Annotated in this window: 10 protein-coding genes; 2 read left to right on the forward strand and 8 right to left on the reverse strand. The window is 71.0% G+C overall.

Annotation, left to right across the window (positions count from 1 at the left end; genetic code table 11):
• The coding region (locus QOL99_RS11150; RefSeq protein ID WP_285523868.1) for a CAP domain-containing protein at positions 1-403 on the forward strand (403 nt) is incomplete at its 5' end.
• A gap of 193 nt (positions 404-596) precedes the next feature.
• On the opposite strand, the gene QOL99_RS11155 is transcribed toward QOL99_RS11150, so the two are convergent.
• The 6 genes from QOL99_RS11155 to QOL99_RS11180 all read right to left on the reverse strand — a co-directional run bounded on the left by QOL99_RS11155 (position 597) and on the right by QOL99_RS11180 (position 8226).
• The gene (locus QOL99_RS11155) at positions 597-2159 is read right to left on the reverse strand and encodes an acyl-CoA carboxylase subunit beta (RefSeq protein ID WP_285523870.1); all 1563 of its coding nucleotides are present in this window, start codon (positions 2157-2159) and stop codon (positions 597-599) included.
• Between the two features lie 101 nt (positions 2160-2260).
• Positions 2261-2749, reverse strand: a complete 489-nt coding sequence (locus tag QOL99_RS11160) for a general stress protein (protein WP_285523873.1) — start codon at positions 2747-2749, stop codon at positions 2261-2263.
• A gap of 122 nt (positions 2750-2871) precedes the next feature.
• A complete protein-coding gene (locus QOL99_RS11165) occupies positions 2872-3870 on the reverse strand; it encodes a quinate 5-dehydrogenase (protein ID WP_285523874.1) in 999 nt (332 codons plus the stop codon).
• 244 nt (positions 3871-4114) lie between these two features.
• Entirely contained in the window at positions 4115-5446 is a 1332-nt protein-coding gene (locus QOL99_RS11170; protein ID WP_285523875.1) for a Glu/Leu/Phe/Val family dehydrogenase, read from the reverse strand.
• Positions 5447-5552: 106 nt separating this feature from the next.
• Positions 5553-6797 carry a Glu/Leu/Phe/Val family dehydrogenase gene (locus QOL99_RS11175; protein WP_285523876.1) on the reverse strand — a complete coding sequence of 415 codons (1245 nt, stop codon included), beginning with the start codon at positions 6795-6797 and terminating at the stop codon, positions 5553-5555.
• Positions 6798-7116: 319 nt separating this feature from the next.
• The gene (locus QOL99_RS11180; RefSeq protein WP_285523878.1) at positions 7117-8226 is read right to left on the reverse strand and encodes a polyprenyl synthetase family protein; all 1110 of its coding nucleotides are present in this window, start codon (positions 8224-8226) and stop codon (positions 7117-7119) included.
• Between the two features lie 130 nt (positions 8227-8356).
• Here QOL99_RS11180 and QOL99_RS11185 point away from each other — a divergent pair, with 130 nt between their 5' ends.
• The gene (locus QOL99_RS11185) at positions 8357-8956 is read left to right on the forward strand and encodes a hypothetical protein (RefSeq protein WP_285523881.1); all 600 of its coding nucleotides are present in this window, start codon (positions 8357-8359) and stop codon (positions 8954-8956) included.
• Between the two features lie 233 nt (positions 8957-9189).
• Here QOL99_RS11185 and QOL99_RS11190 read toward each other — a convergent pair whose 3' ends face one another.
• Both QOL99_RS11190 and QOL99_RS11195 read right to left on the reverse strand, forming a co-directional pair.
• Entirely contained in the window at positions 9190-9912 is a 723-nt protein-coding gene (locus QOL99_RS11190; protein ID WP_285523882.1) for an aminotransferase class IV, read from the reverse strand.
• Positions 9909-10531, reverse strand: a 623-nt coding sequence (locus QOL99_RS11195) for an anthranilate synthase component II (protein ID WP_285523883.1), incomplete at its 5' end; no start/stop codon positions are given. The genes QOL99_RS11190 and QOL99_RS11195, both read right to left, overlap by 4 nt.

Consider the following 10531-nt stretch of genomic DNA (forward strand, 5'->3'; position numbering starts at 1 on the left):
TGCCGGGCGCGTGCTGGAGCTGACGAACGCCGCCCGTGCCCAGGCCCGCAGCTGCGGCGCGACCCGCTTCGCGGCGGCCCCGGCGCTGACCTACAACCCACAGCTTGAGCAGGCCGCGCAGGGCCACGCGACCGACATGGCGACCCGCAATTACTTTAGCCACACCAGCCTCGACGGGCGGACAATGGCGCAGCGCATCTCGGTGACCGGGTACGCGTGGCGGACCATCGGCGAGAACATCGCCGCCGGGCAGACCACCCCGGAGCAGGTCGTCGCGGGCTGGCTCGCCAGCGAGGGCCACTGCCGCAACATCATGAACCCGGGCTTCCGCGAACTCGGCGTGGGCTACGCGCAGGGTGGCAGTTACCGCCACTACTGGGTGCAGAACTTCGGCGCCCGCTGAGGCGTTCAGGGATCAAGGAGGGGAGGGCGCGGTGGGAAGGTTGGTCCCGCCGCGCCCTCTGTTTGGCCGCGCTGAGGGCAAGGGAGAAAGCGGTCCCCTTCTCCCTTGCGGCGCAAGGCCCTCTCTGCACGCAGCTCTGCGAGTCCCGCCAGGGGAGAGGGTCAACGGGCAGGGCCACCTTGACGGCAGCCGCTCAGAGCGGGATATTTCCGTGCTTCTTGTAGGGCCGCGCCTCTTCCTTGCCGCGCAGCATCTCGAAGGTCTGGACGAGTCGGCGGCGGGTGTCCTCCATCGGGATCACGTCGTCGATATAGCCCTTGGCAGCGGCCACGTAGGGGTTGTCGAAGGTCTCCCTGTACTCGGCGATCTTGGCGGCGCGGGTGGCCTCCGGGTTCTCGGACTTGCCGATCTCGCGGCGGTAGACGATGTTGGCCGCTCCCTCCGCACCCATCACGGCGACGGCGGCGGTGGGCCAGGCGTACACCACGTCGGCGCCCATGTCGCGGCTGTTCATGGCGAGGTACGCCCCGCCGTAGCTCTTGCGGGTGATCAGGGTGATCTTGGGGACGGTCGCCTCGGCGTAGGCGTAGAGCATCTTGGCCCCGTGGCGGATGATCCCGGCGTGCTCCTGCGCGACGCCCGGCAGGAAGCCCGTCACGTCCACCAGGGTCAGAATCGGAATGTTGTAGCAGTCGCAGGTGCGGATAAAGCGGGCGGCCTTGTCGGAAGCGTCGATGTTCAGCGTGCCTGCCATCACCTTGGGATTGTTCGCCACGATGCCCACGCTGCGGCCGTCCAGCCGCGCGAAGCCGCAGACCATATTCTTGGCCCAGTTCGGCTGGATTTCGAGGAAGCTGCCCTCGTCCACGAGTTCCCCGATCACCGCGTGCATGTCGTAGGGCCTGCGCTGGTCCGGCGTCACGATCTCCAGCAGCCGGGGGTTGGGGCGGTCGGCGGGATCGGCGCAGGGCTGCGCGGGCACCTCCTCGCGGGCATTCTGCGGCAGGTAGGTCAGCAGGTCGCGGATGCCCGCCAGCACGGCCTCGTCGCCCTCGTACGACAGGTGCGCCACGCCCGACTTGCGGGTGTGCACGTCGGCGCCGCCCAGCCCGTCGAAGGTGACCTCCTCGCGGGTCACCGACTTGATGACCTCCGGCCCGGTGATGAACATGTAGGACGTGCCCTGACTCATCACGACGAAATCGGTCAGCGCGGGCGAGTACACCGCGCCGCCCGCGCACGGCCCCAGGATCGCGCTGATCTGCGGCACGCTCCCGGAGTAGATGGCGTTGCGGTAGAAGATCTCGCCGTACCCCGACAGGCTGTCCACGCCCTCCTGAATGCGGGCGCCCGCGCTGTCGTTCAGGCCGATCACCGGGCAGCCCGTCTTGGCCGCGAGGTCCATCACCTTGGTGACCTTGGCGGCGTTCATCTTGCCCAGCGAGCCGCCCAGCACCGTGAAGTCCTGGCTGAAGACGAAGACCTGCCGCCCGTGAATGGTGCCCCGGCCCGTCACGACGCCCTCACCGGGGGCCTCGACGCTGTCCATCAGCCGGTTGCGGCCGTGTTCCACGAAGGTCGAGAGTTCCAGAAAGGAACCGGGGTCCAGCAGGGTCTCGATGCGCTCGCGGGCGGTCAGCTTGCCGCCCTCGCGCTGCTTGGCCTGACGCTGCGGGCCGCCGCCCGCCTCGACCTTGCGGCGGCGCTGTTCCATCTCGGCGATGAGTTCCTGAAGCTCGGTGCTGGCCTGGGTCATGCGGTCCATGCTACCCGCGCCCGCGCGTTCCTGGGGCGGGTGGCAGCAGGCGGGACAAAGAAAGCCCCCCGGCCTGGGAGGCTTCCGGAGGGCCGGGGGAATTACCGGGCGGGCATGGCCGACAGCAGGGTCCGGGCCTGCTCGGCCACCTCCGGGTCGGTCAGCAGGACGTAGTGGTCGGCCCTCATGCCAGAGGCGGAGGTGAAGTCGCGGCGGCCCCCACTCAGGGCGTAGCCCACGACCCCCCACAGCAGTCCGGTGACGCCGCCCATGAAGATGCCGTAGCCCACCGCGAACAGCAGGTTGCCCCCGCCCAGCCCCAGCAGCCCGAACAGCAGGCCCACGAAGAGCCCGATAAAGAGGCCCTGCCCGAAGCCCAGCCCCGCCGCCCGGCCCCAGTCCAGCCGCCCGGTGACCTGCTCGACCATCTTGAGGCCCTCGCCCACGATGGCGGTGCGCTCGACCGGGAACTTCTGGTCGCTGAGGTAATCCACCGCCCGCTGCGCCTCCCCGTAGGTGGAATAGGTCGCCACGTCGATGCGGGTGCGCTGGTCGGGAATCAGGTCAAGTCGGGGATCTCGCTGGGTCATGGGTCACGTCCTTGCCTCTCAGCGTAGGGAGGGACATCTGCCGGGACCTGAGGGGGAGGTTCAGAGGGCCTCACGGTCACGCGGCGGGGCCGACATGGGGACGGCGCGGCAGGACGCGGCCCCTAATGTGGGCGTGGGGTGGGGACAGCGCCGGAGGTGAGGAGCCCGCGCCCGCCCCCCGCCTGCCCCAGTTCCGTCACCTCGGGCCGGAAGCCCACCTCGCGGACATAGCGCAGGTATTCGGCCTCGCTCAGCGCCTCCCGCTTGCCACTCAGCGCCACGAAAAAGGCCTCCAGCACGTTGGTCGCGAAGTTGCGCTTGCCGATGCGTGGGGTGGTCGTGATCAGGCGGGCCACCCCGCGTTCCTCCATCCAGACGCGGTCGGCCTCGGTGATGGTCTGGGTCAGGATCGTCTTGCCCTTCAGGTCGCGCGGGGCGTAGCGCTTGGCGTAATGGGTGTCCCCGGCAATCACGTCGGCCCAGGCGTAGTAGCGGGTGCCCTGGCCCTGCACGCTGGAGTTCTGCTTGTCGCCCGTGGGATAGAACCAGTCCTGCGGCAGCCGGGTCAGCGCCGGAAGCGCCAGCCGCGCCACCCGCCGCAGGGCCCCGATAGACCGCAGCGGCACGTTGACGTTCAGCCCGAACACCAGGTCGCCGTATACCACGTCCGCCCCGGCCTGGGAGAGCGCCTCCGCCATTCCGAAGCGGTCCACCGCGCTCACCATCAGCACCCGCTGGCCCCGCCATCCCACCACCGGGTCGAGCTGCGCGACAGCGTCTCGCTCCAGCGTGTTTTTCAGGCCGCTGCCGTCCAGCACAGGAGTCAGCCGCGCGTGCGACACCAGCTTGCGGACATTGCTGAAGGTGTAGCGCCGCCCGTCCGCGATCACGTACAGGTCCGCGCCCCCCAGCCCGAAGGCGTCCACCCGCCCGTCGAGCGAGGCGAACAGCCGGGCCGCCTGTTTCGCGTCCCCGTCCGTGCCGAGCCGCTCCAGCACGAAGGGCTGCCCCAGCATGGTCAGTTCCTCGCGGGCGTTGCGTGAGGAGTTGCCCAGCGACACGCTCACGACGTGTTTGAAGCCGGGGGGCGCGGGCTGCCAGCCTCGGAGGGGGTCGGTCATGGGGGGCATTGTAGGGAAGTCGCCTATCTCTGGGCGCCGGTTGCCAGCAAAGCCGGTTGCCAGCAAAAAAAGCTCCAGCAGATGCTGGAGCTTCGCGCTGGTGGCGAGGGGCCGCTCCTCTACGGACTCCGATGGAAAGGGTCACGCGTGAACCTGAACTCCGAGCAGACTTGAAAAGCTGCGAAGCAGAGCGAGCAGGAGAACGACGGGTTCGGGTTTGTTCACGAAGCAGACGGAATCCGCATTACGGGTACAGCCCCCGCAGCGCCCGCGCCTCCAGCACCCGCGTGCAGGCCACGATGTACACGGCGGTCCGCAGGGTCACGCCGTGACGCTCCTTCACGTCCCACAGGCTCAGGAAGGCCTCGGCCATGATGCGTTCGAGGCGGCTGTTGATCTCCTCCTCGGTCCAGAAGAACGACGAGAAGTCCTGCACCCACTCGAAGTAGCTGACCGTCACGCCGCCCGCGTTGGCGAGCACGTCGGGGACCACCGTGACGCCGCGCTCGGCGAGCAGGTCGTCGGCGGCGGGGATGGTGGGGCCGTTGGCGCCCTCCACGACGAGGCGGGCCTTGATGCGGTCGGCGTTGTCCAGCGTGATCTGCTTTTCCAGCGCGGCGGGAATCAGCACGTCGCAGTCCACGTCCCAGAATTCGCCCTTGCCCAGCTCGTCGGTGCCGGGGAGACCAGTGATCTTGCCCGTCTGGCGCAGGTGCGCGAGGGCCACCGCCGGATCGATCCCGGCGGCGCTGTAGACCGTCCCTGTCACGTCCTGAATGGCGACGATTTTCGCCCCATGCGCGTGGAAGATGCGCGAGGCCGCCTCGCCCACGTTGCCGAAGCCCTGCACGGCGATACGGGCGCCCTCCATCGGCATCCCGAGCTTCTTCATCGCCTCGGCGCCGGTCACGAAGACGCCCCGGCCCGTCGCGTCGGCACGGCCCAGCGAGCCGCCCAGGGTCACGGGCTTGCCGGTCACCACGCCGGTCGCCGTGCGGCCCACGTTCATGGAGTAGGTGTCCATCATCCAGGCCATCGTCTGCGGCCCGGTGTTCACGTCGGGTGCGGGGATGTCCTTGTCCGGCCCGATAATCAGGCCGATCTCGGTGGTGTAGCGCCGGGTCAGGCGTTCGAGTTCCCCGGTCGAGTACTTGCGCGGGTCGATGCGGATGCCGCCCTTGCCGCCGCCGTAGGGCAGGTTGACGGCGGCGTTCTTGACCGTCATCCACGCGGAGAGGGCCATCACCTCCGAGAGGGTCACGTCCTGGTGGTAGCGGACGCCGCCCTTGGCCGGGCCGCGCGAGGTGTTGTGCTGCACCCGGTAACCCTCGAAGTGCGCGACCGTGCCGTCGTCGAGGTGGATGGGCACGTCCACGACGAGGATGCGCTTGGGCCGCTTGAGGGTCTCGACCCAGTAGGCGAGCTTGCCGAGGTACGGCGTGACGCGCTCGACCTGTTCCAGAAAGATCTCGTAGGGGCCGAGGTTGTTGGGGTCGAGGTAGCTGGGGATGGTGTGCTGGCCGAGGCGCTGCGTGTTCTGCGGCGGCTGGGCCTGCGGGTCCTGGGTGGTGGTCATAGGAAAGCCTCCGGGGGGAAAGGGGGCGAGGCGGCGTGTTCCGACTTCGCCGCGCGGGGCGGCCCGCGCGTGGCCGCCCACTGGACAGACGCGCCTGGAACCTGGCTTACGGGTACACGCCGCGCATCACCGCCGCCTCGTGCAGTCGGCCCAGGGCCAGCGCGTAGGCGGCGGTCCGCATGTCGACGTCGCGGGTCCGCATGAAGGCGGTCACGTCCCGCAGGGCCGCGTTCACCCGCAGGTCGATGGCACGCTCGACCTCGGCCGGGGTCCAGAAGAAGTTGCTGGCGTCCTGCACCCATTCGAGGTAATTCACGATCACGCCGCCGATGCTGGCGACGAGGTCGGGCAGCACGCACACGCCCTGCGCCCGCAAGAAGCGCTCGGCCTCGGGCAGGACTGCCCGGTTGGTGGCCTCCACGACGTAGCGGGCACGGACCGCGTGGGCGTTGCCCGCGTTTACCGAGCCGTAGTCGTAGGCCAGCATCAGGATGTCCACGTCGAGTTCGACAACCTCCTCGGGGCGGATCTCGGTGGCGAAGCCCTGCACGCTGCCATGTTCCTCGCGCCACGCCGAGAGCGCCGTGAGGTCGAGGCCGCCGCTGGCGAAGGACGCCCCATTCTGGTCAGAGACGGCGATCACCAGCGCCCCGCGTTCCTCCAGGACCTGCGCGGCCTTGCGGCCCACGTCGCCGAAGCCGTAGACGGCGACCCGCGCTCCGCGCAGGCTCTCGCCCCGGTCTTCAAGGACCTGCACGGCCACCATCGCCGCCGAGCGGCCCCGCGCGTCCTTGCTGCCGTAGGAGCCGCCCAGCGGAATGGGCTTGCCCACCACCATGCCGCCCTGGGTCGAACCGGTGTTCTCGCCGTAGGCGTCGAGCATCCACGCCATGATCTGGGTGTCGGTGCCCACGTCGGGCGCGAGAATGTCCTCCGACGGGCCGATCAGCTCCACGAGTTCGGAGGTGTAGCGCCGGGTCAGGCCCTCGAGTTCATGCGGGCTGAGGGTCTGCGGGTCCACGTCCACCCCGCCCTTGGCCCCGCCGAGCGGCAGGTCCGCGACCGCCGCCTTGAGGGTCATGATGGCGGCGAGCACCTCGCACTCGTGGGCACTGACGCCCGCCTTGAAGCGCACGCCGCCCATGCTGGGCCCCCGCGCGGTGGAATGCACCGTGCGGTAGCCCCGGAAGACCTGAATGCGCCCGTCGTCCATCCGGACAGGCAGGTTCACGGCGACCGTGCGCCGGGGATACTTGAAGTAGGCGAGCGACTGATCGGTCACCTCGCAGTGGGGCAAAGCCTCCTGGAGTTGCTCCATGAGGCCCTGCCAGTTGAGTCCTGATGCCCTCATCACGCTCCTTTGGGGATAGTCCCGGTGTCCGCCCGAGGATACACGCGCCCGGCCGGGGCACCCCCCCGGTTCCGGCCCCCCGTCGGCGCCGGAGCTGCCCCCGTTGTACCGGGGTCCCACGCGGGCGTCAACCTCGGCAAAGTGCCCGCCTGCACGCGCAAAAGGGGGAAGCGGTTCCAGCGTCCCCGGTGACGGTGAGCCCCGCTCTGACCTGGCAAGTGCCAGGTGGGACGCCGCCAGGTCTGAACCCGGTTCAGGGATTGTCCGGGGCGGCAGGACGCGGTCCCTGTCAGCGGTGTGGGGCGGGGGTGGGGCCTGCTCAGGCGCGGCGGCGGCTCTCGTGCCGGGCGAGGTCGGCCAGCGCCTCGCGGGCGGCGGAGGGGGGCAGGGCTTCCAGCGCGGCGGCGGCGAGTCCGGCCCGGCGGCGAATCTCGGCGTGGGTGCGTTCTGCCGCGCCCGTGCACTCCACGAGGTCGCGCACCCGCCCCACGTCACCGGGGCGGGCGGCGCGGCGTTCGAGGACCTCGCGCACTTCCCCGGCGTGCGGCCCCGAGAGCANGCGAATCTCGGCGTGGGTGCGTTCTGCCGCGCCCGTGCACTCCACGAGGTCGCGCACCCGCCCCACGTCACCGGGGCGGGCGGCGCGGCGTTCGAGGACCTCGCGCACTTCCCCGGCGTGCGGCCCCGAGAGCAGTTCCAGCACCGGCAGGGTGGCCTTGCCCTCGCGCAGGTCGCCGCCGACCGGTTTGCCGAGGGTCTGCTCGTCGCCGGTCAGGTCCAGCAGGTCGTCGCGCATCTGGAAGGCGAGGCCGTACTCCCAGCCGAAGGTCGCCAGCGCCTCCCGCTGTGCCTCCGGAGCGCCCAGCAGCCACGCGGGACCGCAGGCGGCCAGCGCGAGCAGCGCCGCCGTCTTGCCGCCGATCACCTCCAGGTAATGTTCCAGCGCGTAGTCCCCGTAGGCCGCGACCTGAAACTGCAGCACCTCGCCCTCGCAGATGCGCGAGGCGGCGTCCCCGAAGGCGCGGGTGAGGTCCGCACCCCCCGGCAATCCCGCGAGCAGCGTGAGCAGCCGCGAGAGCATGAAGTCGCCGCTCATCACGCTGACCACGTTGCCGAAGCGCCGGAAGGCGGCGGGCTGGCCCCGGCGCGTGTCGGCGTCGTCGATCAGGTCGTCGTGCAGCAGGGAGGCCGAGTGCAGCAGCTCCACGCACACAGCGAGGTCGGTGACGTGCGTCCACTCCGGCCTCTGCGGGTGGGCACCGAGCGCCTGCGCCGCGAGCAGGGTCACGGCGGGGCGGGCCCGTTTGCCCCCGGCGGCCACGAGGTCGTCTCCGATCAGCTCGATAAAGGTCACGCGCGAACGCAGCACCTCGCGCAGCCGCGCCTCGAAAGCGGTACCGGGGAGAGTCAGGGCGGCCACGCCAGTCATGCGGGCAGTATAGGAAAGGACCCCTGGGCAGAACGTACCGTCTCCCGCAGGCGCAGGCGGGTGGGCGGCGGCCCGCGCCCGCGCTGTTCCCCCTCGCCGGAGGGCGCGGGGACGTGCTAAAACCGGAGGAATGGAAAGCGTCGTTGCCCTCTTTCGTGATCCCCGTGCGGCCCAGGGCGCCCTGAGTGCCCTTCAGGCCCGGGGCTTCGACCGTGACCGCCTCGCCTTTGCCCTGACCGACGCGGTGGCCGAAAACGACCTCGCGCAGGCCACCGGCATCAGCCCCGAGGAGGGCGCGCCGGGCGGGTCGGCCAACGTGATTCGCGGCATCGTCCGGGGCACGCTGGCCGGGCTGGCCCTCACCGTGCCCATCTGGCTGCTGCTGCTGTGGATTCCCGAAACGCGCGTCTATCAGGAAGGCGGGCTGCTGACCATCATGTTCGGCGTGATCGGCGGGGCAGGGCTGGGCGGCATCTTCGGAGCGCTGACGGGCAGCGACCACGGCGACTACGTCAAGCTGCTGCGCCGCATGGGCGTGCCCCCTGCCGAGGCCGAGCGGTTCCAGAACGCGCTGAGTGACGGCCACGTCCTCGTGATCGCCCGCGACCCCGACACCCGCCGCGCGGACGAGGCCCTCAGCCTGATGCGCCGCCACGGGGCCCTGCGCCTCGAGGACGCCGTGGGCGGTGGCCGCCTCCAGAGCGAGCGCGAGGGGCAAGACGGGCGCTGAGACGCGGGGAACAGGGCAGGAGCGGTGGGGGAGACCTCGCCGCTTCTCTGTTGGTGGGGGGCTCCGGCCTTGCCCGGCGGCTCTCCGTTCTCGGGGGTGTCCGGGGGAGGGTGGAGCGTTGGTCGGCAAGGCCCCCTCACCCCTTGCTGCGCGAGGCCCTCTGCTTCGCAGTTCTGCGAGTCACCCACCAGGGGAGAGGGTCAGAACCGCACTCCATTGCTTCCGTCAAATGGTCAAATGCCCCAGGGACGTTCCTCCGGCCCCGGCCACACCAGCGCCCGGTCGGTCACGGCGGGCCACCCGGCGGGCAGGTCCACCTCCCAGCCCTCGCCCATGAGGCGGCGCACCGGGACCACGCCCACCCCGCTGCCACAGATCCAGGCGCGGGTGACCTGGGCCAACTCGGTGACTGCGACGGGCCGCGTTTCGAAGAAGTGCCCGGTCAGGTAAGCCGCGCGGGTCACCCCCGGCAGTCCGCCCGACGGCACGACCAGCCGCCCGTCCAGCTCCAGCAGCGGCGAGGTGCGGCCCCCGTCCACGACATGTCCAGCACCGTCGGTGAGCCAGCCCTCGAAGGCCCCGGCGGCCGCCCGCCCCGCGAGCAGGTAGGGAAGATAACTCCCGGTCTTGTGCCCGGCGAGCTGCGGGTGGACCTGCACGCCCGTGAGCCGCACGGCGACGCCTGCCTCCGGCCTCGGTCCTGGTGCCAGCGGTCGCCGGGACCAGAAGGTGCCCTCGGCCGTCACGGTGACGCGCAGCAGGCCCCAGCCCACCGTGTCCAGCCGGGGCAGCTCCGCCTCCGGGGTGGGGAGGCCCAGCACCTCGCACGTCCCGCGCAGCCGGGCAAGGTGTTGCGGCCACAGCAGCGGCACTCCGTCCCAGGTCCGCACGGTGGTGAAGGCCGATTCGCCCAGCAGCCAGGCAGGGGCCTGCGCCCCGGACGGGAGGGGCCTCACCCCCGCGCCTCCCGGCTCAGCCGCAGCCAGTTGCCCAGCAGCACCCGCCCCGCCGGACTCAGGACGCTTTCGGGGTGAAACTGCACCCCCCACGCGGGGCGGCCGGGCACCTCCAGCGCCATGATCTCACCGTCCTCGCTGCGGGCGGTGACCAGCTCGCCCGGCAGGCCGCGCACCACCAGCGAGTGATACCGGCCGAAGGGGGCACCGTCCGCGATCCCCTTGAAGAGGCCCGCCCCCGCGTGCCGCACCGCCGCCGGGCGACCGTGGACCGGGGCGGCCCGTTCGACCCGGCCCCCCAGCACCTCGCCCAGCGCCTGATGCCCCAGACAGACGCCCAGCAGCGGCACATCTCCCTCCAGGCAGCGGCGGGTCAACTCCAGCGTGGAGCCGCTGGTGGCGGGGGTGCCCGGCCCCGGTCCCACCAGGACGGCGTCCGGGCGGGAGGCCAGCAGTGCGCCCGCGCTCTCGTCCCCGGTCCGCAGGTCCACCCTGGCCCCCAGCGCGAGCAGGTCGTGGACGAGGTTGAGGGTGAACGAATCGCGGTTGTCGAGCACCAGCACCCGCAGGCCCGTGCGCGTCCCGGCGGGCGGCGGTGCCCAGGGACGCCCCGGCACGG

The sequence above is a fragment of the Deinococcus rhizophilus genome (assembly GCF_030271215.1).
GTDB classification, from domain to species: domain Bacteria; phylum Deinococcota; class Deinococci; order Deinococcales; family Deinococcaceae; genus Deinococcus; species Deinococcus rhizophilus.